Genomic DNA, 23,346 nt, shown 5'->3' with positions numbered 1-23,346 from the left:
TGTCGCACAAGCAGTACAAATTAAGAATTATTGATGTAATTCTTACAGAATTACTAAAATTAATTTCTTTTTAAAACTCCTTCGGGAGTTTTTTCATTAATTTATCATTATTAATTATTAATTATTAATTTTTAATTTTGCGACAGCTTTTTAGATTAGTTTATATAATTTACAGTAGTAAACATTCCACCTATACCTGGTGCTCCATTATTAGTTACATGATGAGGCATATGACAATGAAGAGGCCATATCCCAGGATTTTTAGCAATAAATTCTACATCCCAAGTTTCACCAGAAGCCACTAACATAGTATTTTTATAAATTTGAGTTTCTTTTCTAATTGGGAAGCCATCTGCTCCAACTACTTTAAATTGGTGGCCATGAAGATGTATTGGATGATGATGCATTTGTATATTACAGTATCGTATACGTACTGTATCTCCGTAGCAAACAGGTAATGGTTTAGTTAAAGGATAGCATTTTCCGTTAAACGTAAAGAAGTTAAAATCAGGCATTTTAAAGTTTAAGTCATAAGTTCCTTTAGCTACGTCTCCCCAAGGCAATTTATCTGCTGCCCATTCCTGAAGAACTATTAAATAATCCTTAAAATTTTTCCTTTTATCATCTTTTGGATCTTCTACTATAAAGCCACCAAGTAATCCTGCATTATCTTGAACCATAACATTTACATGTGAATGGTACATATATGTTCCAGGTGGATTATTAATTTTAAAATGATAATCAAAATATTCTCCAGGATAAATATAAGGTGAAGGTTCAACAGGAGGAACACCATCCATATCATTTGGTACCTCTAACCCATGCCAATGAACACTAGTTTCTTCAGGTAAATTATTTATTACTCTAATACAAACTTTATCATTTGGTTTAACTTTTATAGTAGGTCCTGGTACTGAACCATTGTAGCCCCATGCTTTTACGAAAAGTCCAGGGATAAGTTCAAGGTCAACTTCTTCAGCAATTAAAGTAAAATGTTTAATTCCATCTTCATATTTATAATCTAAATCCTCAATTCCAGGTGTTATAACCATATTAATCTCCATAAAAAATACTTATACTACAATATATTAGTATAAGTATTTTTTGTGTGATGAATGAAAATTATTTAAAATATAACGTGATTAATTTCCTTTCTTATATTTAATTTTTCTTTTTTTAAACATAGCTACAAATATTATGCCTGCAATTAAAAATAATAGATATCCACCTAAGATTATAATATTATTTTTAATATTGGAGGAATTAACTTCAGTATTTGGCATATTTCCCTTCATAAACATAGTATCATTATTATTAGGATTTTGCCTTTGCCCATCTTGAGTAGAGCTATTTTCGAAAGTATCATTAGCTTGTGTATTCATATCATTATTAGAATCTGGGCTCTGCATTTTATCCTGTGAACTAGCTTGATTATCTGTAGAATTTTCTGTACTAGCACTAGTAGTTGAATCTACATTATTATTATTATTAGCAGCAGGTTTTTGCATTGGATTTTCTTGATTATTATTATTAGGACTTTGCATTTTTCCCTGATTATTTGTAGTGTTTCCTATACTAGTATCTACATTATTTATATCATTAGGTTTTTGCATATTCATATCTTTGTCCTTATTACCACCGCCTTGGCTACCCATTGTTGTCAAATTAACAGTAGTTTCAATGGTTCCATAGCTAGTTGAAGGCTGACTTCCATCAAGTTGTGCAGATATACTTTTCGCTCTATCTATTCCAAAGTTTATTAACTCAGGAAGTGAAGCTTCATATTCTTCATAAGTATAGAATGCTGTAGCATCATTTTTTACATATTCAGATATAAGTGAATTTACTGAATTAATTGTATTTTCATAAGTTCCATCATTAACATAATCAACTATTTCTTGAAGATATTTATGATAAGTTTCTTTATACTCATCAACTTCTAGTAATTTTTCTATTAAAGGACTATTTCCAGTAGTATCTGTAACAGGAGTATCAATAGGGAAATTTATAGCACTACTAGCATTTCCTATATTAAATGCTCCAAAAGAAAGATTATAGTCCCAAGGAAGTATTTCGAATACGCCATCTCTTTCATAAAGATAATAATTATGTTTCATATTAGAAGCATAGCTATCTAAATTTACAAGGAAAGTATTTACTGCAAAATATCTAAGTATTTCATCTACATTAAGATATTCTTCTAAATTAGTTCCTTCATTTAGATTTTTTATCATCTCAATAACTTCTTCTTCATCAGATTCTGTAGTTGTTTTAAATACTTCATTATCAAATATATCGGAATAGGAATCTTTATTATCATCAGTATAAACTAGGCTTCCACCATTAGAAGATCCTATTCCTCCACCACCCATCATTCCACCTCTAAAGCCATTATCTTTAAAGTTTTCATTTGATTGAGTATTATTATTTTCATCACTATTAAAATTTTGAGTTTTTTTATTTTCTCCATTTTGAGAATTATCCATAGTTGGAGGAACCACATTTTGACCATTTCCATCATTACTCATATCAGGAGGAGTAACATTTTCTCCATTACTCATAGTAGGGGGAGTAATGCTTTCAGAAGTTTCTTCTTGTTCTCCAGTAGGAGGCGTGAAGCCTTCAGGAGCTTCTCCTTGATCTTCAGTAGTAGGAGTGAAATCTTCAGGAATTTCTATGTTATCCATATCAGGAGGATTAAAGCCTTCCATGTTTTCTTTATCATCCATATTGCCTATATTGTCCATTTCACTACCTTCAGGTTTATATAGGTTTCCTGATAAAGAGCCATAATTTCTCTCTATAAATTCTTCTTCAATTACTTCAACTGCAAAGTACAATCCCCATTCTTCACCGTTTAATGTTATGTTAGTAAATGCAAAGGCAGGAGTAGGTACACCCATTCTATCTAGTAAATCATAAGAAAGATACTCTTTCATGTATGTTGCATCAGATATTATGTTGTTTAATGAAATTTTGCTTAAACCATCTAGTGTTTGTCCAGCTACATATTCATCAAATTTTACCTTAAAGCTATATCTATCAGTGGTATCATCACTTGCAACAGTAGAAAGACTTGAATTACCTTTTGCTCTAATACCAACATTATAATATTTAGTTCCGTTAACAGTTATATTCGCAGTTATATATTCTTCATCTGTAGCATTTTCTAAAAGATAATTCCAATTGTCTTCATCAACTTCTATATCAATGTCTGTTATTTGTTCTTTATTAAAAACAGTACTAAGATAAGTAAAGTTACTAGATGAACTAGTTGCTTCAGTAGTAGTTACATTTTTAGAATTTATATAAATTAAAGTAGTAAAAAATATAGCAATAGTTGTTATTGTAGCTATAATAGCGTTTATATATTTATTTGAAATCATTTTATAACACCACCTTAAGGGTTAACTCATATAGTCACCATTGTAGCTTACTAAAACAACGTTATTAACTCCTTCTAAATTATTAATTTCATTTACAAATTTAGTTGACATTTCTTTTAATCTTATTTCAACAGTAAGCTCTATACCATTACTAGCTGATACAGTTTTTGATTTAATAACATGTTTTTTTACTGATTTATTAATATGTTGCATTGCTAAGTTTTCACTATTATCATCAGTACAATTTACTATTAATATGTAAGGGTTATCTGAACTTTTTTTGTTTACAAATATAAGCATTATAATTCCGATAAAAACAGATCCAAATATAGCTAGAGGAATAAGTCCAGCACCAAGAACTATACCAACACTTACAGACCAGAAAACAAAAGCTATATCTAAAGGTTCTTTAACAGCAGATCTGAATCTTACTATTGATAAAGCACCAACCATACCAAGTGATAATACAACGTTTGAAGTTACAGCTAAGATTATAAGTGTTGTTACTAGTGTCATAGCAAGTAGTGATACACCAAAGTTTTCAGAGTACATAACGCCTCTAAAAGTCTTTTTATAAACTAAAAATATAAATAATCCTATAGCAAAAGCAAGGGCTAGAGCTATAACCATATCAAGCATGTTAAAAGTAGAAGCTTTTTCTAAAAAGCTAGATTTAAAAATATCATTAAAAGTCATTTTTTTACCTCCAAAATATTAATTATACTGTAAATAATCTACAAGCTGCATATTTTGATACAGCAGTCTGATTACGTGTATTAGTCTGAATTAAATCCCTTATAATATCGGGAAGAAAATTATCATATTTAATTTCTAAAATTATAGGATTATCATTTACTAAGCCTAATGTTGGAAGAGTAGAATCAAAAATATTTGTAGAGTATAAACCGCTCTTTATATTACTATCAATTGTTATTCTTACATTTCCAGCATCATATATATAGGCTTCTCTAGTGTAATCAACTATAGTTTTAGGTTTAAGGCATTGGTATTTTAATTTACAATAAAATTCTTTTAATACATCTTTATTAGAATCTTTTAAAAATTCAATATCTCCATTTAATATTTTTTCACACTCATTTTTAGTTAATGGAGCAGAAGATTTATAACATAAGCCGTTAGATTTACTTTTCTTTTCAAGCCTAATAAAAGAATGATTATGATTATAGAATCTAATTCTAAATTTTTCTCTATTGTTATATCCATTTATTTTTTCCATTAAAGCTTTATCATTAAAATTATCAAAGTATAAACTACGTATATAATAAATTCCATTTTCACTAGCATTTCGATCAAGTTTAGCAAAAGTTTTTATTCTATTTCTTATAGAAATATAGTCGGAGTAATTAATGAATACTTTAATTTCATGTCTTGGCTTTACCATAAATATCACCTCCTGTCAAAATGATATTATTATAGAAAGCTTAATTTAATCTTAAATTCTAAATTCAATTTTAAATTTAATTCTATTTTAAGATTTATATGATAAAATTTTATTAAATAAATATATAAAAATAAGTTAGTTATGCAAAATAGTATAAAATATAGAATTTATAATTAATAATAACAGTAAATAATTTTATATTTTTAAAATAGAACATTATTGTAGCAGTTAAACTAATTTATCGAGGAGGTTAAATTATATGAAATTACTTTTGATTGAGGATGAAAAAGAGTTATCTGAAGCTTTATTTCAAATTTTAACAAAAAATAAATATATGGTTGATGCAGTATATGATGGAGAAGATGGATTAGATTATGCATTAACAGGAATATATGATGTAATAGTTCTAGATATTATGTTGCCTAAGTTAAATGGATTAAGTCTATTAAAAAAGATAAGAAAAGAAGGTATTTTAACTCCTGTAATAATGTTGACAGCTAAAAGTCAAATTGAGGATAGAGTTGTTGGACTAGATTTAGGAGCAGATGATTATTTAACTAAACCTTTTGCAGTGGAGGAATTGCTTGCTAGGATAAGATCTATAACTAGAAGAAAGGGAACTGTTATTAATGAGAATATATTAGCTTATGGAGATATAAGCTTAAATATAAATACTTATGATTTAGATGTAAATGATGAAAGCATTAGATTAACCTTAAAGGAATTTGAAATTATTAAATATTTTATGGAAAGACCTAGATGTGTAGTTAGTAAAGATGATTTAATAACTAAACTTTGGGGATTTGATTCAGAAGTAGAATATAACAATATAGAGGTATATATTTCTTTTATTAGAAAAAAATTATCTTATTTAAAATCCAAGGTAAATATAGTAACAATAAGAGGCGTTGGATATAGAATGGAGGACTAACTTTGTTTGATAAGTTAAAGAAGAAGTTTATATTAATTAATATGTCGTTATTGACAATAGTATTTATATTAATTTTTGGAACAATATACATATCTACCGCTATAAGTATAGAAAAAGATTTAGAGCATGAATTAATGAACACAGCATCTAATCCAAGGAAACCAACACCCAATTCTCCTAGGATGAGTAGCAGTATAATAATTGAGTTAGATTCTGACAATAATATTGCAACTGTCAATACTTATATGGAAATAGATGAAGCTGTGCTTGAAGATACAATATATACAATAATTAAAAATGAAAATAAGCTTGATAGAGTAAAGATAGATGGAAGTAGTTATGGGTATTTTAAGGAATACTCTAATAAAGGTTTAACAATAGTCTTAATGAGTAGGGAACAGCAAATTGAAGTATTAAATAATCTATTAAAAGTATTTATATCAATTGGAAGTATAAGCCTTATTTTATTACTTTTAATAAGTATTTATTTGACTAATAAAACTATAAAACCAATAAAAGAAACCTTTGAAAAACAAAAACAATTTATAGCAAATGCATCGCATGAACTTAAAACACCACTTACTATTATAAGAACAAATACTTCATTAGTATTATCAAATAAAAATTTAAGTGTAGAAAGTCAAAGCAAATGGTTAAATTATATTAATAATCAAATAGAAAGAATGTCAGAATTATTAGATGAAATGTTATCATTAGCAAAACTTGATACAAATATGGGACTTAATGAGTTTGTTGTTTTTGATTTAAGTAAATTATTAAATAGTATTTTATTAACTTTTGAAGCGGTTATATTCGAAAATAGAATACAACTAGAGTCTAATATTCAAGAGGGTATATCTATAAAAGGTGATAAGGAAAGTATAAAAAAGGTAGTTATAATATTATTAGATAATGCAATTAAGTATACTAATAAAAGTGGAAAAATAGACGTAGAATTAAAGCAGGATAAAAATAAAATAAGACTTAAGGTTAAAAATACTGGAGAAGGAATAAAAAAAGAAGATATAAATAAAATATTTGAAAGGTTTTATAGGGTAGATAGTTCAAGAGCTAGGGAAACAGGTGGATATGGCTTAGGATTATCTATAGCTAAATCTATAGTAGAAGGCAATAATGGGAAAATACATGCTGAAAGTGATATTGGTAAAGATACTACATTTATAATAGAATTTAATAGCTAAAATAAAAATAATTTATTTTAAGGGCTAAAATAAGTTAATAAATATGTTGATATTTTTATTCTGTAGGATTAAAATTGTACTAGTTAGTCAAATTGTGATATTTATTTACAAGGGGAAAGATACAGTATGAAAAATATAGCAAAAGTATTTAAAAGAGATTTAAAAAGTATTATAAAAAATCCAGTAGCTATAATAATTGTAGCTGGTGTATGTGTTATACCAGCTTTATATGCTTGGGTAAATATAAAAGCATGTTGGGATCCATATGGAAATACAAGTACAATGCCTATAGCAGTAGTTAATAATGATAAAGGTGCAGAGGTTTTAGGACAAGAAATAAATGTTGGACAAGAAGTTATTGATGAACTTAAAAATAATAATAATATAGGATGGAAATTTGTTAGTAAAGAAAATGCTGATTCTGGAGTAGTAGATGGAACTTACTTTGCATCTATAGAAATTCCAGAAAGTTTTTCAGAAGATTTAGTTAGTATAACAAGTGATAAAACTAAGAAGGCTGAAATAATTTATAAATTAGATACAAAAGCTAATCCAGTAGCAGGAAAAATAGCAGGAGTAGCTGAAGAAACATTAATTGATCAAATAACAACTAATTTTATTGAAACAGTAAATAAGAAAGCATTTGAAAAAATTGATGGTTATGAAGAAAAAGTTGATAAGAATAAGGTTGATATAATAAAGCTTAAGGACCTTATAATAACTGCATCTAAAGGAATAGATTCTGTTATAAATGTTTTAGATGGTGTAAATTCAAATGCGGGAAATTTAAATAGCTATCTAAAGGAAGTTAAATCAACATTGCCTTTATTAACAAGTGGAATGTCTACAGGAGAATCTATAATTCAAAATGCACAAAATTTAATAAAAACAACTACAGATAGTTTTACTAATTCGGTTTCTATCTTAAATCAAAATCTAAGTCAAAATAAAGTTTATATAGATAAGATAATATCTATATTAGATACAATAGGAAGTACTGATAGTACAGTAGAAGTTAATAGCCAATTAGGAGATATAAAAAATACATTTACTTCAATAAATGATTCTACAACTTCTAATATAAAGTACTTAGAGGCTATAAATGAAGAAAAACCGAATGAAACTATAGCGCAAAATATTTCAGATTTGAAATTATTACAAAGTGATATTAGTGAACAAGAAACTTTATTAGAATCAATATGGAATAGTTATTCTAATGAAAATAAAGAAAATCAAGAAGCTATAAATCAACTAAAGGAAAACTTAAAACAAATTTCTAAAAATATTGAAGGCTTTCAAAATAATTTTGAAAGTACAACAGTACCAATTCTAAATGAGATAAATAATAGTTTAGTTGATGCAACTAAAAAGGCTTATGAACTTCTAGATGATTCGCAAAAATCTGTTAATGGTATAACAAATTTATTAAATACTGCAGAGCAAGGAAGTGGACTTGCAACTAAGGTTTCAGGAGATCTTTTAGAACAATTAGAATATTATAGGGATGATATTAAAAGCTTAGGAGAGCAATTATCTAAGTTAAATGATGAGGATTTAAATGGAATTCTTGCAATATTACAAAGCAATCCAGATATGATTTCTAATTTTATTTCAGATCCATTTAATATTAAAGAAGTAAGTGTATATTCTGTACCTAATTATGGATCAGCTATGGCTCCTATATATTCAGTTTTAGCACTATGGGTTGGAGGATTAATATTAACTTCAATTTTAAAAACAGAAGCACCTAAAGTTGATTGGGGAAATGAACCAAATATAAGAGAAAAATATTTTGGAAAAATGGCTACATTTGTATTATTAGCAGCAATACAAGGACTTATAATAGCTTTAGGAAATATATTTTTATTAAAAGTATACTCTGTATCGCCTATTTTAATGGTGATTTTTTCTGTAGTTTCAGCAATTACATTTTCAATAATAATTTTTACGAATGTATCTTTATTTGGAAATGTAGGAAAAGCCATAAATATTGTTTTTATGATAGTTCAATTAGCTGGCTGTGGGGGAAGTTATCCAATACAAGTAGATCCACTTATATTTAGAATACTTCAACCATTCTTCCCATTTACTTATGCAGTAGGTGGATTTAGAGAGGCTATTGCAGGACCACTTGTAAGTAGTGTAATTTTAGATATAAGTATTTTATTACTATTCTCAATACTTTATTTAATATTAGGTTTTGTATTTAAGCCAAAACTAAAAAGTGTAGTTAAGAAATTTGAGTTAAAATTCCATGAGTCAGGAATAGGAGAATAGTGAGGTTAAATTATGAAGATGTTATTTAGAATATTTAAAAGAGACTTACTTAAAATTAAAAGAAACTATGCAGCAATAATTATAGTTATAGGTCTTTGTATTATTCCTTCATTGTATGCATGGATAAATATATATGCATGTTGGGATCCATATGCTAATACAAGCAATTTACCAGTTGCTGTAGTCAACAAAGATGAGGGCGCAGTGGTGAATTCAAAGGAGATAAATGTAGGAGAACAGGTTATAGAAAATTTAAAAGAAAATAATTCTATAAAATGGGAAATAATAGATGAATGGCAAGCAAATAATGCTTTAAATCAAGGAACATATTATGCAGTAATAGAGATACCAGAAAATTTCTCAAGTGGATTAGTAAGTTTAACAACAAATAATCCTAAAAAGCCCAATATAGTATATAAAGCAAATGAAAAAGCAAATGCAATAGCAACTAAAATAACTAATGTCGCAAAAGATAAACTTACAAAAGAAATAAAATCAAATTTTGTGGAAACAGTAAATTCAGAAGCCTTTAATGCTTTAAATAATATAGGATTAACTTTGGATAATAATCGTTCAAAGGTATTATCTATAAAAGATGCTGTAAGTACAGCAATAGTTGATTTAGCAAGTATACAAGATTATATAAATACTTCTGCTGAAAATTCAGAGAATTTAAAAGAATATATTTATAGTATGCAAAATGATTTACCTATTATTACTGAGCAAATTAATGATTTACAAAAAGCTACAGAATTAAGTAAGAATTTAGTAAATGAAAATAAAAATAATTTAAATAAAATAAATAATGATATAAATAATAGTATTATAGACCTTCAAACCTTATCAAAAAAAATAGATAATTCGTTAGATAGTATAAATATTTCTTCTACTACTAAGGATGAAATAAATAAAAAATTAGATGAAGTCAATGATTATATTGAAAAAATGAAAAATATAATTGATATATCAATTAAAGAGATAAATGAAGTTAACCAAAATATAAATAATGAAAATTTAAATAAATTAGTAGATGAGTTAAATAATCTTAATAATATTTTAAATGATCAAGAAAGTTCTATTAATGAATTAAAAACATTAGTCAATAATGGGACAGCAGAAGAAGATATAAATAAAAAAATAGATTCAATAATTAAAGTTAATGATAAAGTAATGAGTGATATTGTTACTATTTCAAATAATTATTATAAAAATAATAGCAATATTATTAATAATATTTCAGAAGAGTATACTAATAACTTAGATAATTTAAATTCTATACTTGAAACATCAAAGATAATAGTTCCACAATTAAATGCATTAGCAAACTATGGAATAGCATCAAGTAATGAAGCTATAGAAGATGCAGAGGAATTAAGTAATAAAATAGCTGATATTCAAAAAAGTGTTTCAGACTTAGATTCTAAGTTAGAAAATTTAAATGATGAAAGTTTAAATCAAATAATTGAGTTACTTACAAAAGATTCTAGTGAAATAGCAGATTTTATATCATCTCCAATAACTGTTACTCAAGTTGATGTTTATGGGGAAGGAATATTTGGTGTAGGGCTTACTCCATTTTATTCTGTTTTAGCAATTTGGGTAGGTGCTCTTTTAACAGGAGCATTATTAACAACAAATTGTGAGGATTTTGAGGATGGAAAGCAACCGAATATGCTTCAAAGACATTTTGGAAAAATGCTATTGTTTTTAAGTATAAGTTTAATTCAATCATTTATAGTAATTTTAGGAGACTGGCTAATACTTAAGGTTCCAGTTTATAATGTGCCTTTATTATTTGGATTAGCAATGTTAACATCAATTACATTTACATTAATAATATTTACATTAGTTTCTATTTTGGGTAATGTTGGAAAGGCTATAGCTGTTATAATAATGGTATTCCAAATAGCAGGTGCTGGAGGAATATATCCAATACAAACAAATCCAGAGATATTTGGTATGTTATATCCACTTTGGCCATTTACTTATTCAATAAATAGTTTTAGAGAAGCTATATCTGGACCAGTTTGGGAGAATGTTTTTACAAGTGTAAGGGCACTTTTAATATATTGTTTAATTTTTATTATTATTGCAGTATTAAAGAAGCCATTTCATAAATTAACACATTTTATGGAACATAAATTTGAAGAAGCAAATTTATAAGGCTTTATAGCAATAGGTAAAAGGAGAGGCTATGAAAGATAGAGAATATATAGAGAAAGAGGCAAGAAATCTTTATAACTATATAGTTGAAGATAATGAAAAATTTGACAGTAAGAAACAACTATATGCAAGAATATTAAATAATATAAAGAATACAGCTGAATGAGATATAGGTGGAATTGAGACTTTAGACTTATCTTTAAGTGAAATAAAAGAAATAATTAAAAATGTGGTAGAAAATTAAAAGAAGAAAAACTCAGCAAATTGCTGAGTTTTTCTTCTTTTAATTTTGATTATAAATAATTTTACTATAGTATCATAATGAAAGTGCCAATAGTAATAAATATACCGCCTAAAATAGTTTTAAAACTAGCAGCTTCTTTTAATATTACAAAGGCTAAAATCATAGTTATTACAACACTAAACTTGTCAATTGGAACTACTTTAGAAGCTTCCCCAATCTGTAGAGCCTTATAATAGAATAACCAAGACAGTCCTGTTGCAATACCAGATAAAATTAAGAATAGCCAGCTTTTTTGACTTATGTTACTAATTTGATTTATACTACCATTTATTAGTACTATTCCCCATGCCATTACTAAAACAACCACCGTACGAATTGCAGTAGCTAGATTTGAATTTATGTTTTCAATTCCTATTTTAGCTAATATTGAAGTTAGTGCTGCAAATAAAGCAGATAATAAAGCGTAGATAACCCACATATGAATAACTCCTTTGGAATTAATATTTTTTAACAATAGAAACATCCTCCATCTATAGTTTAAGTATAATAGTATTATATAATATCATTAAATATAAGAAAAGGTGATAGAGTTTTTTAATTAATAAAATACTATTTATACATATATTAGCATAAAATTTGTTAAAATTTTAAAAATACACATATATTATACATTTTAAGCATTATATATACTAAAGATAGTTTAAATAAAAATTATAATAGAATAATAATTAAGTTATAAAATTAATTATTATAGGGTAAAAAATGAGAGAACAAGCTTATGGTATAGAAATAATAACTGTAACAAATATTATGGAGGGGATAGTATGGTATTATCAACTAATCCGGCAGTTAGACTATACGAAATTTTAAGTGAATCAAAAGAGCTTTGTAGTAATAATACTAAAAAACAAAGGAGATTTAAATCTGTAGCATCAGTTATTTCTGAAATTTTTGATGTAGATATTAATAATGATGAAAAAATATTTAAATCTATACTTCAAGTTGTTGAGATAATAGAAAATATAAAAAAACAAATTAGCAAAATTCAAAGCAATTCAAAAGAAGAACTTATAAAATCTTTGACTAATTTTGAAAAAAAGATTATGGCTATAGGATTAGATGACGATATACACCAATTAGATACTATAATTACAAATGAAATATTAATATCAATTAATGGATTAGCTTTGGCTTTAGATGTAAGTAATCAATATAAAAATATTGAGGAAGATAATTTAACTATATTTAAGGATAAAATAGAAATATTAATAGAAGAATTAAAGGAATTAGAAGTAAATGAAGAGATTAAAGTATTTCTAGGTAATGTACTTAGTGATTTGTATAATAAGATAGATGAATATAAAATATATGGTATAGATGGATTGAGGGTTTCTATTGAACAAGGACTTGGTAGTATAATGCTTAATAAAAATGTTTGTGAAGAAGTCTCTAAAAATAGTAAATTTAAAGAAAACATTAAAAAGGTTTTAGGTTTACTTACAAGTATTAATACTACAATTTCTTTTGTTAAAAATATAATACCAATAGCACAGGAAGCTAATGAAATGGTAAGTAGATTATTAGGATAAAAGTATAAAATACCGTTTATTATTGTAAACGGTATTTTATACTTTTAATTTTATTTATATGTAGTATTTGGAGAAGGTTCATCTTCTCCAGTAGGAGTTTTTTCTATAGCCTTATTTCTTATTTTCTCATTATACTTTGGTGAATTTGGATTTATATTATTTTTAGATCCTTTAGTTTTCATTTATAATCCTCCTTGATATAGTTATCAATATTTAGATTTACCCAATTATAAAAAAATATTAAGGTATTTAAATAAATTAACTTTTTATAATATGGTATCTAATAAATAATTAGGATATAATTATATTAAATTGGAATTTACAGATTAAGGGAGAGGGGTTTTGATGAAAAATACTAAAGATTTTTATAATAAAACAGCATCAGAATGGGCTGATAAATGGTATGATGATGAATCATTAATTCCTTATATAAAGGAATTTTTTAATTATTTACCTAAAAAGCCTCGTATTTTAGATTTATGTTGTGGAGCAGGATATGAGAGTATGAGAATGAAAAAGCTTGGAGCTGATGTAGTTGGACTTGATTTTAGTGAGGAAAGTATAAAAATAGCAAATAAAAGAAATTTAGGTATTAGCTTTGTTGTGGAAGATATGTTAAATGATTATTCTTATCTTGGTAAATTTGATGGTTGTGTAGTAATAGCAGGATTAGTACATATTCCTAATGAGAAACTTTCTAATGCTTTTGAGAAAATTGATAATGTATTAAATGATAATGGATTTCTATTTATTGTTGTTAAAGAAGGAACTGGTAAGAATGAAAGGTCAAGTTATACAGAAATTGATGGGGAAAAGTACGATAGAGATTTTAATTTACATACAATTGAAGAATTGAAATTATATTCATTTAAAAAGTTTAAATTTATAAATGAGATTGTATTTGATAAAAATTCTATATGGAAATACTATATTTTTAAAAAGGTTATAAGATAATTAATGAATATAAAATTAAGAACAAGGAGAAAAAATGAAAAATAATAGTAAAATAGATAAAGTTAAAATAGGAGATGAAAATATACTAGCTCATATACAAACAGAAGCTTGGAAGGAAGCGTTTAGTAAGATTATATCAGAAGAAGATATGAAAAAATATTCAGATATTAATAAAGCAAGAGAAATGTATAGTATGTTACTTAGTAAAAATATTGGGAATGGATTTATTTTATCAATTGATGATATGCCACATTGTATAGCGTACTGGGATAAATCAAGAGATGAGGAATATAAGGATTATGCAGAAATAATTTGCATACACAGTTTATCATCTAACTGGGGAAAAGGATATGGCTCAACAATGATGGAGCACATATTAAAAGAGATAAAAGAATCTGGGTTTAATAAAGTAATATTATGGGTGTTTAAAGAAAATAGTAGAGCGCGTAAATTCTATGAAAAACATGGATTTATTTTAAGTGATAAAACTAAGAAGTTCTGTGATGCTATTGAGGTTATGTATTGTAGAGAGTTATAAAAATAATTAAAAAGGAGAAAGCTTATGAAAATGTTATTTATATCTATGTGGTCAATAATAAATATTATAATTTTAGTTACAATTTTAGGTTTAGGAATATATGTACTTATACTTGCAATAAAAGCTTTGAAAATTTATATAAATAAAAATTCTTAAGATTTATAATCTCAATTTAAGTTATAGGAGATACTTTTTATTCTTAATAGTATTATATAATTTATTTAAATAAATTTTTAGAAGGTGATTAAATGGATGCAAATAAGATTTTTATTATTGAAGATGATGAGAAAATAAGAAGTGAATTATGTACTTTTTTAAATAGATATGGTTATGAAACTACATATTCATTAGATTTTGAACATGTTATAGATGAAGTTTTAAGAGAGAAATATCACTTAATTTTATTAGATATTAACTTACCTTATTTTGATGGATATTATATTTGTAGAGAAATAAGAAAAAAAAGTTCAGTACCTATAATAGTTGTAACTAGTAGAGATAGTGAGGTTGATGAGCTTATGAGTATGAATTTAGGAGCTGATGATTTTATAACAAAACCTTATAACACACAAATTCTCTTAGCAAGGATATCATCATTATTAAGAAGAACTTATAGTAATAAAGAGTCAGAAATACTAGAATATAATAATCTTCAACATAACTTATCTACAAGTGAGGTGGAATATAAGGGAAATAAAATAGAATTAAGCAAAAATGAAAGTAAAATTTTATATGTACTTATGAAAAACAAAAAGAAAATTGTATCTAGAAATGAAATTATAGAGTCATTATGGGAATCTGATGAGTTTGTTGATGATAATACATTAACAGTAAATATTAATAGACTTAGAAAAAAGTTAGAAGAAATAGGTGCAGTAGACTTTTTAAAAACTAAGAGAGGTCAAGGTTATATATTAATATGAAAATAATAGATTTTGTTAAAGAAAGAATATTATTTATAATTATTAGCCTAATGATACTATTATTTACTTCAATTTTACTTTTAACTTTAAAAGTAGATTTTTATGCAATTGTATTTATATTTGTAATAAATTTTATAGGTATTTTAATTTATCATATATATGATTATTTTAATAGAAAAAAATATTATGATGAGCTACTTAATAATTTAGATGCTTTAGATAAAAAATACCTAATTTCTGATGTAATAGATGAGGGAAGTTTTTTAGAAAGCAAAATTTTATACAATATAATTAATGAAACAACTAAATCAATGAAAGATGATATATCAGATTTACGAATAAATAATAAAGAATATAGGGAGTATATTGAGCTTTGGGTCCATGAAGTAAAGACACCAATCGCAAGTAGCAAGCTTCTTATAGAAAATAATAAATCAGAATTAACTAAAAGTATAGACGAAGAAATAAGCAAAATTGAAATGTATATTGAGCAGGTACTATTTTATGCAAGAAGTAATACATTAGAAAAAGACTATATTATTAAGGAACTTGATTTAAAGACAGTAGTCAATAAAGTAATAAGAAGAAACTCAAAGGTGTTAATTGAAAATAAAATTAAAATTGAAATATTAGATATAGAAAAAATAGTTTATACAGATATCAAGTGGTTAGAATTTATTATAAATCAAATAGTATCTAATTCAATTAAGTATGTGGATAAAAATAAATTAGAAAATAAAGTTAAATTCTATACAAAAAATATTGGGGAAAATGTAGTTCTTTATATTGAAGATAATGGAATTGGAATGAATGAAAAAGATGTAATTAAAGCTTTTGAAAAAGGATATACAGGTGAAAATGGACGTAGGTTTGGAAAGTCAACAGGAATTGGATTATATCTATCTAAAAAGCTAACTCAGAAGCTTGGACTTGCAATTAATTTGGAGTCAGAAATAAAGAAAGGAACCAAAATAGGAATAGTATTTCCTATAAATAAAATGTTTATATTTGAATAAGTTATGAGATTAATATAATATTATTTTTTCCGTCATGGTATCCAAGATGAAATAATATTACATTAACCTGTTTTTATATTAAGGAAAGAAATTACTTATAGGTTGAGAGTTTCAAATTATTATTTAAAGAAAGTGAAAATCATATATTTATATATAGGAGAATATCTATTAATAAAAAGTTTTATTAATGGAGGTGTTTATATGGGATACTATGTTAGAGTAGAGCTTAATGTATCAATTTATGTAGAGGATCTTAACCCATATGGAAATAAGACAATATTATTTTTACATGGTTGGCCTGGAAGCCATAAATTATTTGAGTATCAGTTTGATCAGCTTCCCAAAATGGGATATAGGTGTATAGGAATCGATACTAGAGGCTTTGGTGATTCAAGTAAGCCTTATGAAGGCTATGACTATGATCGTTTGTCAGACGATGTTAGGAGTGTAGTTGACGCATTAAAATTAAAAGATTTTACACTAGCAGGGCATTCAACTGGAGGAGCTATAGCTATTAGATATATGAGCCGTCATAAGGGACACGGAGTATCTAAACTTGCTCTTTTTGCAGCAGCAGCGCCTAGTCTTATTAAACGTCTAAATTTTCTATATGGTCTAGAAAAAGAAGTGGTGACTAATATTATTCAGGGAACCAATAATGATCGTCCTAAAATGCTAAGAGATTTTGGTGATATATTTTTCTTTCAGAATATAACACATCCATTTTCTGATTGGTTCTTTCAATTAGGATTACAGGCAGCCGGATGGGCAACTGCTGCTATTGCAAATACTTGGATAGATGAAGTGTTGTTTTCTGATCTAGGAACAATAAATGTGCCTACTTTAATTATTCATGGTATTCATGATAAAGTTGTTCCATTTGAGCTAGGTGAGATACAAAATAAAAGTATTAAAAATTCAAAACTTATACCATTTGAGTACAGTGGTCATGCATCATTTTATGATCAACGAGATAAATTTAACGAAGAATTGATGAAATTTATAGAAGAGTAAAGTTTTTGTTACTTAGAATATATTAATAAAAAGAATAGAGATGAATATCAATAGAGTACCGTAATATTAACTGAATATGCGGTATTTTTTTATTCATTAATTATAAAATATTTACTTATTCCTGAATAATAACAAAATTTGATATGTAAACATTAAAGTTTTGTTTGGAAAAATATGTTATAATTGATTTGTAATAGTATATAATATTCATTAAACAAATTATAGAGTTAAGACAAACGTATAAGGAGAAAAAAATATGTATTATCATGCTTCTCAGAAGCCTAATTTAACTATTTTAAAACCACATAAATCTAATCACAATAAATCATTAGTATATTTATCTAAAAAGAGAGAGAACACTCTTGTATACCTAAGTAATGCTATAGAAAAATATTGTAAAGAAATAGGTTTAAATTATGATGGTACTTACTATAAATGGGCAAGTTATGGATTTACTAAAGATGGTATTTTAAGATTAGAAGAATATTACCCAAACGCAACATATGACACATATAAAGGAGCTTCTGGATATATTTATTCAACAGAATTTATTAAAAAATTTGATAGTTTAATAGATATACCTGATGTAATTATAAGTGAAGATGATGTTAAAATATCTAATTGCGAATATATACCGGATGCATATGAAGCGATTATGAATGCTGTGAAATCTGGAAATATTAAAATTGTAAAGTATGAAGAAAATAGCGAAGATATGTTAGGATGGATTGAAAGAACAATTAAAATTGAGTATAAAAATGCTATAGAACATCCAGAATATCGAGAATTTTTAAAAGGAAAGTTTAAGTTCATTGATTAAGTATTATATTTATATAAATTTTAACAATGTCCAATAAATTTCATACGTGTATAGCTATCACAGATAGATACTTGGCATTTTCAGAAGGATTTGCCGAACATCTTGAAATAGTTACTAAAGAAATGAAAGTTAATAATATGCAGGAAATTGATTTATGGGACCATGCTTTTGATGTTGATGCTTGGTTATGTATTAGGGACTCTCAGTTAAGAATACATGCTGTAAAAAATAATAGATTCATTTATCAAACAGCAGTTCCTTACGAAGAAGATTTCGATACATATCAACATTTACATATGGCTCATATTACATCCTCAGCATTTACTCCCGAAAGATTAAAGAATGGGTTACAAATGATGTCTTGTGAAGGAGTGATAGCTTCATTCTTTTATCAATTATATAAAAAAGAAATTTCTAAAAATAGTACTATAAGTCAACAAATTTACAACTCTTTTGGCATAGAGTCTTCTGGAGTTTCTTCACTAATAAAATTATATATAAAAATATTATATGTAATATCTAGAATAGATTTAAAAAAAGAAACTTTAATGACTGATTTTGTGAAAGCATATGGAGAATGTTTTCCGGAGGAAAGAGAAGAAGTAATAAATATATTTACAAAAGTAACACATTTTTCTACGGTTGATTATGATGCAAAAGAATTATTTGGACATATGTATAGAGTTGGTCGCAGAGGAAATATAGAAGAAGTAAAGGGAGAATTAAATAACTTGAATATGATAAAGAATAATTTGAATGCTAGTATTTTAAAGGGAGAAACAGAATTAGATGCTGCAATATATAGTAGTATTTGGATTGAAGGAGATAAAGAAATTACCCCTATTCCTTGGGGAGTGAGAAAAAAGAAAAGTATTATTTTGATATCAATGCGGCAACAGAAGTTGATTTCTATTCTTTTAATAATCTTTCATTTAAACAATGCTGTAAATTAGTTAGCATTAGGGAAGAAGTAAAAGGATTTTTAAATATTGAAGAATTTAATACTAAGATGTCAGAGATAAAAATGTCTTATAAATACTAATTTATAAAGAAAACTAATTATTCACATCTTTTCGTAGAAGTAACTTCCATTGACTAAATCAAAGATTTAGTCAATGGAAGTTAAATTTTCTTTAATAGAAAACTAATTAATAGATTTATCGAGGAAAATATTACTGAAATTATTAATACATTAGTTAAAAGTAAATTATATTTAACCATATTTAAATAAGACAATAAGTTAAAATTAATTATATTAAATATCAATAATATTAAGAAGATAAATATAACACCTATAAATGCTCCTTTAATATCTGCTTTACTTAAAGAAATATGAGAACAGATGCTAAACACTAAGTATAAAAATAAATAGAACTCAGGTCTTTTAAAATTTTCTAATGAAAATATATTTTTTAAAAATATGAATAAACCATTAGCACTCAATAAATCATTTGTAGCTTCTAAAGAAGCTGGTACAAATATTTTAAGTAGTAAAATAATAAGTAAACTTCCACATAGAATAGGTGCTATTCCTATAAAAAAGTTACCTATTTGATGATATATATTCTTAGGATTATATGAATGATTAACATATCCTAAAGTTCCATCTCCATTATTAGCTTGAAAGAATTTAACTTCTTTAATTTTATGTCCAAATAACTTAGCAACAATAAGGTGGCTAAGCTCATGGACAGGAACACCTACGATACCAGTAACATAAATAGCTTTTCTACCAAACTTTCTTTGGTAGTTATTCATAGAAGTATTTCTTAAAAGACCAAGGACTAGCCCAATAATAACTATAACACCAATAAACCAGCATAAATCTACTAACGTCTTTAATAATATATTTTCAACTTTCATAAACTAATCACTCCCTTATTATAAATTGAATTAATTGTTAAATTAAATTTTATAATAATATTATATTTTAGTCTAATATTTTAATTAAATTAGGTGATTTTATGTTATATAATATTGTTTATATTACAAAACTGTAAGGTTTATGTTATATACTTCAATGGATGTAAGATAAGAATAATAATACAATAGTTCTATAGTAAGAAATAGGAGGATTAATTATGGGAAAAGAAATATTAAGAGTAGATAATATAGAAAAGTACTATGGTAGAAAAGGAAATATAACTAAGGCTATAGACAATATAAGCTTCACTGTAGAAGAAGGAGAGTTCGTTGGAGTAATGGGGGCTTCAGGAAGTGGTAAAACAACGCTTTTAAACTGTATATCAACTATTGATAAAGTAAGTAGTGGACATATTTATATTTCTGGAAAGGATATTACAAAATTAAATTCTAAAAAAATATCAAAATTTAGAAGGGAAGAGTTAGGGTTTATATTTCAAGATTTTAATTTACTAGATACCTTAACAGCTTACGAAAATATAGCCCTTGCTTTAACTATAATGAGAGTTAATCATAAGGAAATAGATAAAAGAGTTAGGGATATAGCTAAAAAACTAAATATAGAAGAGGTTTTAAATAAATATCCTTATGAAATGTCAGGTGGACAAAAACAAAGAGTTGCATCAGCAAGAGCAATTATAACTAAACCTTCATTAATTTTAGCAGATGAACCAACAGGGGCATTAGATTCTAAAGCAGCAAAAATGTTACTTGAAAGTATGGAAGACTTAAATGAAAACTTAAATGCAACTATTATGATGGTTACTCATGATGCATTTTCAGCTAGTTATGCAAGAAGAATTTTATTTATAAAAGATGGTAGGATATTTAATGAATTAGTAAGAGGAAATGATTCAAGAAAGGAATTCTTCGATAAGATAATTGAAGTTATTACACTTCTTGGAGGTGAGCAAAATAATGTATTCTAAGCTTGCTTTTAGAAATTTAAAAAGAAGTTTTAAAGATTATGCAATTTATTTCTTAACATTAGTTTTTGGTGTTTGTATTTTCTATACCTTTAACTCAATACAATCTCAAAGTATTATGCTTGAATTAAATGAAGTTCAAGCTGCTGCTTTTGAACAAGTAGATTTAATAATGGGGTATGCATCAATATTTGTATCCTTTGTATTAGCCTTTTTAATTATTTATGCAAATAATTATTTAATAAAGAGAAGAAAAAAAGAATTTGGGATATATATGACATTAGGTATGGATAAAGGTAATTTATCTACAATTATATTTTTTGAAACCTTATTAGTAGGGATAATGTCTTTAGCAGTTGGTTTAGCAATAGGTGTTATTTTATCTCAAGGATTATCAGTATTAACTGCAAAGATGTTTCAAGTTAACTTCCTTAAGTTTAAGTTTGTTTTTTCATATAATGCAATGATAAAAACTTTTAAATCTTTTGGAATTATATATATATTAGTTCTTATGTTTAATTCAATATCTATTAGAAAAATTCAATTAATAGATTTATTAAATTCTTCAAAGAAAAATGAAAATATAAAAGTAAGAAATGTTTGGATTTCTGTAGTTGTATTTATAGTAAGTTTAATAATGATTGGATCAGCTTATCATATTGTACTAGCTAAAGGAACTTCAAGCATTGGGATTAATGTAAATGGAAAAAGTATTTTGCTTGGAATTATTGGTACATTTTTATTTTTCTTTTCATTGTCAGGATTTTTGTTGAAGTTAGTTCAATCAAATAAGAAGTTTTATTTAAAAGAATTAAATATGTTTGTTTTAAGACAAATTAATAGCAAAATAAATACTGTATTTATTTCAATGTCATTTATATGCTTATCACTATTTATAGGAATATGCATGCTTGCAGGAGGGCTTGGAATTAATAGTGCCATGAATGCTGACTTAAAAGATCTAACTCAATATGATGAGACAATTTGGAACTTTGAGGGAGAGAATATAGAAGAATATTTAAGTAATAGAAATATTAATATTAGAGATTATTCAAAGAACTATGTTAGCTATATAAATTATAAGGGAAATCTTAAATATAGTGATTTATTATCTGAAAAAGATATGAATAATTCAAAAGATTTATATCCTATTGTAACAGATGCTGAAGTTCAAATTATTCCGTTAACAAAGTTTAATGAAATATTGAAAATGCTTAATAAGAGTCCCATAACATTAAATGATGGAGAATATGCTTTATTCTCAGATATAGATAGTTTAATAAATTCTCTAAATAATGTGTTAGAGGATAATAGAGAAATTAATATTAATGGCAATATTTTAAAACCAGGTATTAATAAGACGATAGAAGTAGTAGCTTATAACCAAATGATGAAAAGTAATCTTTGTACTGTAGTAGTACAAGATGATATTGTTAGTGGACTTACGCCATGGACATCATTTTTAAACTTTAATTACAATGAAGATAATGGAGTTGTTATTAATGAAAAACTAAATATTATTAGAGAAGAGGCTATAAAGGGAAAGGATAATATATTATACTCTATTACAAAAGAAGAATTAATTGCAAGTTCTACTAGTACTGGGGCTATAATATCTTACTTAGGTATATATATAGGAGGAATATTTTTAATTGTTTCAGCAGCAGTATTAGCTCTGCAGCAGCTATCGGAATCTACAGATAACATTTCAAGGTATAACTTGTTAAAGAAGATAGGTGTAGATGAAAAGATTATTAATAAGTCTTTATTAACTCAAATAGCAATATATTTCTTAATGCCTTTATCATTAGCGTTAATACATTCAATAGCAGGGTTAGAATTTTCAAAAAGAATTATAACTTTATTTGGTAGTATAAGTATTATGAAAAATATCTTAATTGCTTTATTAGTACTAGTAATAATTTATGGAGGATATTTTATCGCTACTTATTTAGGAGCTAAGAAGAATATTAATAATATAATTTAATGATTTAAAATTATAGGAGAACATTATAAGTTCTCCTTTTTTCATTTTAAA

23 protein-coding genes are annotated in these 23,346 nt (G+C 25.9%); 16 read left to right on the top strand and 7 right to left on the bottom strand.

What is annotated here, in order from left to right; genetic code table 11:
* Positions 1-155: 155 nt before the first annotated feature.
* The 4 genes from ACQPVP_RS06245 to ACQPVP_RS06230 form a co-directional block, all read right to left on the bottom strand.
* On the bottom strand, positions 156-1,052 hold the full coding sequence (locus ACQPVP_RS06245; protein WP_430848216.1) for a multicopper oxidase domain-containing protein: 897 nt from the start codon (positions 1,050-1,052) through the stop codon (positions 156-158).
* A 90-nt stretch (positions 1,053-1,142) separates the two neighbouring features.
* Positions 1,143-3,386, bottom strand: coding sequence for a CotH kinase family protein (locus ACQPVP_RS06240; RefSeq protein WP_430848214.1), 2,244 nt, complete (start codon positions 3,384-3,386; stop codon positions 1,143-1,145).
* A gap of 21 nt (positions 3,387-3,407) precedes the next feature.
* A complete protein-coding gene (locus tag ACQPVP_RS06235) occupies positions 3,408-4,082 on the bottom strand; it encodes a DUF4956 domain-containing protein (RefSeq protein WP_430848212.1) in 675 nt (224 codons plus the stop codon).
* A gap of 22 nt (positions 4,083-4,104) precedes the next feature.
* The gene (locus ACQPVP_RS06230) at positions 4,105-4,788 is read right to left on the bottom strand and encodes a polyphosphate polymerase domain-containing protein (protein ID WP_430848210.1); all 684 of its coding nucleotides are present in this window, start codon (positions 4,786-4,788) and stop codon (positions 4,105-4,107) included.
* Positions 4,789-5,047: 259 nt separating this feature from the next.
* On the opposite strand from ACQPVP_RS06230, the gene ACQPVP_RS06225 reads away from it, so the two are divergent.
* From ACQPVP_RS06225 to ACQPVP_RS06205, 5 genes are all read left to right on the top strand, one after another.
* Positions 5,048-5,719, top strand: a complete 672-nt coding sequence (locus tag ACQPVP_RS06225) for a response regulator transcription factor (RefSeq protein WP_430848208.1) — start codon at positions 5,048-5,050, stop codon at positions 5,717-5,719.
* A gap of 2 nt (positions 5,720-5,721) precedes the next feature.
* Positions 5,722-6,921 (top strand): sensor histidine kinase, encoded by a 1,200-nt coding sequence (locus ACQPVP_RS06220; RefSeq protein ID WP_430848206.1) that lies wholly within the window; start codon positions 5,722-5,724, stop codon positions 6,919-6,921.
* A 126-nt stretch (positions 6,922-7,047) separates the two neighbouring features.
* A complete protein-coding gene (locus tag ACQPVP_RS06215) occupies positions 7,048-9,198 on the top strand; it encodes a YhgE/Pip family protein (protein WP_430848205.1) in 2,151 nt (716 codons plus the stop codon).
* A 12-nt stretch (positions 9,199-9,210) separates the two neighbouring features.
* Positions 9,211-11,361, top strand: coding sequence for a YhgE/Pip domain-containing protein (locus ACQPVP_RS06210; RefSeq protein WP_430848203.1), 2,151 nt, complete (start codon positions 9,211-9,213; stop codon positions 11,359-11,361).
* A 31-nt stretch (positions 11,362-11,392) separates the two neighbouring features.
* Positions 11,393-11,527: a hypothetical protein gene (locus ACQPVP_RS06205; protein ID WP_430848201.1), complete on the top strand. Its 135-nt coding sequence runs from the start codon at positions 11,393-11,395 to the stop codon at positions 11,525-11,527.
* A 142-nt stretch (positions 11,528-11,669) separates the two neighbouring features.
* Here ACQPVP_RS06205 and ACQPVP_RS06200 read toward each other — a convergent pair whose 3' ends face one another.
* Positions 11,670-12,083, bottom strand: a complete 414-nt coding sequence (locus tag ACQPVP_RS06200; protein ID WP_430848199.1) for an EamA family transporter — start codon at positions 12,081-12,083, stop codon at positions 11,670-11,672.
* 346 nt (positions 12,084-12,429) lie between these two features.
* Between ACQPVP_RS06200 and ACQPVP_RS06195 the strand changes: the two genes are divergently transcribed.
* Entirely contained in the window at positions 12,430-13,194 is a 765-nt protein-coding gene (locus ACQPVP_RS06195) for a hypothetical protein (protein WP_430848197.1), read from the top strand.
* A 50-nt stretch (positions 13,195-13,244) separates the two neighbouring features.
* Here the strand turns inward: ACQPVP_RS06195 and ACQPVP_RS06190 are convergent, their stop codons facing one another.
* The gene (locus ACQPVP_RS06190; RefSeq protein ID WP_430848195.1) at positions 13,245-13,376 is read right to left on the bottom strand and encodes a hypothetical protein; all 132 of its coding nucleotides are present in this window, start codon (positions 13,374-13,376) and stop codon (positions 13,245-13,247) included.
* Between the two features lie 163 nt (positions 13,377-13,539).
* Between ACQPVP_RS06190 and ACQPVP_RS06185 the strand changes: the two genes are divergently transcribed.
* The 8 genes from ACQPVP_RS06185 (at position 13,540) to ACQPVP_RS06150 (ending at position 19,412) form a co-directional block, all read left to right on the top strand.
* Positions 13,540-14,148, top strand: coding sequence for a class I SAM-dependent methyltransferase (locus ACQPVP_RS06185; protein WP_430848193.1), 609 nt, complete (start codon positions 13,540-13,542; stop codon positions 14,146-14,148).
* Between the two features lie 34 nt (positions 14,149-14,182).
* Positions 14,183-14,686, top strand: a complete 504-nt coding sequence (locus ACQPVP_RS06180; protein ID WP_430848191.1) for a GNAT family N-acetyltransferase — start codon at positions 14,183-14,185, stop codon at positions 14,684-14,686.
* A 24-nt stretch (positions 14,687-14,710) separates the two neighbouring features.
* Positions 14,711-14,842 (top strand): hypothetical protein, encoded by a 132-nt coding sequence (locus tag ACQPVP_RS06175; RefSeq protein WP_430848189.1) that lies wholly within the window; start codon positions 14,711-14,713, stop codon positions 14,840-14,842.
* 92 nt (positions 14,843-14,934) lie between these two features.
* The gene (locus ACQPVP_RS06170; protein WP_430848187.1) at positions 14,935-15,609 is read left to right on the top strand and encodes a response regulator transcription factor; all 675 of its coding nucleotides are present in this window, start codon (positions 14,935-14,937) and stop codon (positions 15,607-15,609) included.
* Positions 15,606-16,625 carry a sensor histidine kinase gene (locus ACQPVP_RS06165; RefSeq protein WP_430848185.1) on the top strand — a complete coding sequence of 340 codons (1,020 nt, stop codon included), beginning with the start codon at positions 15,606-15,608 and terminating at the stop codon, positions 16,623-16,625. The genes ACQPVP_RS06170 and ACQPVP_RS06165 overlap by 4 nt, the downstream gene beginning before the upstream one ends.
* A gap of 201 nt (positions 16,626-16,826) precedes the next feature.
* On the top strand, positions 16,827-17,639 hold the full coding sequence (locus tag ACQPVP_RS06160; protein WP_430848466.1) for an alpha/beta fold hydrolase: 813 nt from the start codon (positions 16,827-16,829) through the stop codon (positions 17,637-17,639).
* A gap of 256 nt (positions 17,640-17,895) precedes the next feature.
* Entirely contained in the window at positions 17,896-18,459 is a 564-nt protein-coding gene (locus ACQPVP_RS06155; RefSeq protein ID WP_430848183.1) for a hypothetical protein, read from the top strand.
* A 71-nt stretch (positions 18,460-18,530) separates the two neighbouring features.
* Positions 18,531-19,412, top strand: coding sequence for a hypothetical protein (locus tag ACQPVP_RS06150; protein WP_430848181.1), 882 nt, complete (start codon positions 18,531-18,533; stop codon positions 19,410-19,412).
* A gap of 169 nt (positions 19,413-19,581) precedes the next feature.
* Here the strand turns inward: ACQPVP_RS06150 and ACQPVP_RS06145 are convergent, their stop codons facing one another.
* A complete protein-coding gene (locus tag ACQPVP_RS06145) occupies positions 19,582-20,322 on the bottom strand; it encodes a metalloprotease family protein (RefSeq protein WP_430848179.1) in 741 nt (246 codons plus the stop codon).
* Between the two features lie 218 nt (positions 20,323-20,540).
* Between ACQPVP_RS06145 and ACQPVP_RS06140 the strand changes: the two genes are divergently transcribed.
* Both ACQPVP_RS06140 and ACQPVP_RS06135 read left to right on the top strand, forming a co-directional pair.
* Positions 20,541-21,311 (top strand): ABC transporter ATP-binding protein, encoded by a 771-nt coding sequence (locus ACQPVP_RS06140; RefSeq protein WP_430848177.1) that lies wholly within the window; start codon positions 20,541-20,543, stop codon positions 21,309-21,311.
* Entirely contained in the window at positions 21,301-23,295 is a 1,995-nt protein-coding gene (locus ACQPVP_RS06135; RefSeq protein WP_430848175.1) for an ABC transporter permease, read from the top strand. Before ACQPVP_RS06140 ends, ACQPVP_RS06135 begins: the two co-directional genes overlap by 11 nt.
* Positions 23,296-23,346: the final 51 nt, after the last annotated feature.

The sequence above is a fragment of the Clostridium nigeriense genome (assembly GCF_050585265.1).
Taxonomy (GTDB): domain Bacteria; phylum Bacillota; class Clostridia; order Clostridiales; family Clostridiaceae; genus Clostridium; species Clostridium nigeriense_B.
Note: the sequence above shows the minus strand (reverse complement) of the source record. Positions and strands in the feature narration are given on the sequence as shown.

What these genes read in the sequence shown, in the direction of transcription:
- ACQPVP_RS06245 (WP_430848216.1), bottom strand. Translation starts at nt 1,052, where the DNA reads ATGGTTATAACACCTGGAATTGAGGATTTAGATTATAAATATGAAGAT.
- ACQPVP_RS06240 (WP_430848214.1), bottom strand. Translation starts at nt 3,386, where the DNA reads ATGATTTCAAATAAATATATAAACGCTATTATAGCTACAATAACAACT.
- ACQPVP_RS06235 (WP_430848212.1), bottom strand. Translation starts at nt 4,082, where the DNA reads ATGACTTTTAATGATATTTTTAAATCTAGCTTTTTAGAAAAAGCTTCT.
- ACQPVP_RS06230 (WP_430848210.1), bottom strand. Translation starts at nt 4,788, where the DNA reads ATGGTAAAGCCAAGACATGAAATTAAAGTATTCATTAATTACTCCGAC.
- ACQPVP_RS06225 (WP_430848208.1), top strand. Translation starts at nt 5,048, where the DNA reads ATGAAATTACTTTTGATTGAGGATGAAAAAGAGTTATCTGAAGCTTTA.
- ACQPVP_RS06215 (WP_430848205.1), top strand. Translation starts at nt 7,048, where the DNA reads ATGAAAAATATAGCAAAAGTATTTAAAAGAGATTTAAAAAGTATTATA.
- ACQPVP_RS06210 (WP_430848203.1), top strand. Translation starts at nt 9,211, where the DNA reads ATGAAGATGTTATTTAGAATATTTAAAAGAGACTTACTTAAAATTAAA.
- ACQPVP_RS06205 (WP_430848201.1), top strand. Translation starts at nt 11,393, where the DNA reads ATGAAAGATAGAGAATATATAGAGAAAGAGGCAAGAAATCTTTATAAC.
- ACQPVP_RS06200 (WP_430848199.1), bottom strand. Translation starts at nt 12,083, where the DNA reads ATGTGGGTTATCTACGCTTTATTATCTGCTTTATTTGCAGCACTAACT.
- ACQPVP_RS06195 (WP_430848197.1), top strand. Translation starts at nt 12,430, where the DNA reads ATGGTATTATCAACTAATCCGGCAGTTAGACTATACGAAATTTTAAGT.
- ACQPVP_RS06190 (WP_430848195.1), bottom strand. Translation starts at nt 13,376, where the DNA reads ATGAAAACTAAAGGATCTAAAAATAATATAAATCCAAATTCACCAAAG.
- ACQPVP_RS06185 (WP_430848193.1), top strand. Translation starts at nt 13,540, where the DNA reads ATGAAAAATACTAAAGATTTTTATAATAAAACAGCATCAGAATGGGCT.
- ACQPVP_RS06180 (WP_430848191.1), top strand. Translation starts at nt 14,183, where the DNA reads ATGAAAAATAATAGTAAAATAGATAAAGTTAAAATAGGAGATGAAAAT.
- ACQPVP_RS06175 (WP_430848189.1), top strand. Translation starts at nt 14,711, where the DNA reads ATGAAAATGTTATTTATATCTATGTGGTCAATAATAAATATTATAATT.
- ACQPVP_RS06170 (WP_430848187.1), top strand. Translation starts at nt 14,935, where the DNA reads ATGGATGCAAATAAGATTTTTATTATTGAAGATGATGAGAAAATAAGA.
- ACQPVP_RS06165 (WP_430848185.1), top strand. Translation starts at nt 15,606, where the DNA reads ATGAAAATAATAGATTTTGTTAAAGAAAGAATATTATTTATAATTATT.
- ACQPVP_RS06160 (WP_430848466.1), top strand. Translation starts at nt 16,827, where the DNA reads ATGGGATACTATGTTAGAGTAGAGCTTAATGTATCAATTTATGTAGAG.
- ACQPVP_RS06155 (WP_430848183.1), top strand. Translation starts at nt 17,896, where the DNA reads ATGTATTATCATGCTTCTCAGAAGCCTAATTTAACTATTTTAAAACCA.
- ACQPVP_RS06145 (WP_430848179.1), bottom strand. Translation starts at nt 20,322, where the DNA reads ATGAAAGTTGAAAATATATTATTAAAGACGTTAGTAGATTTATGCTGG.
- ACQPVP_RS06140 (WP_430848177.1), top strand. Translation starts at nt 20,541, where the DNA reads ATGGGAAAAGAAATATTAAGAGTAGATAATATAGAAAAGTACTATGGT.
- ACQPVP_RS06135 (WP_430848175.1), top strand. Translation starts at nt 21,301, where the DNA reads ATGTATTCTAAGCTTGCTTTTAGAAATTTAAAAAGAAGTTTTAAAGAT.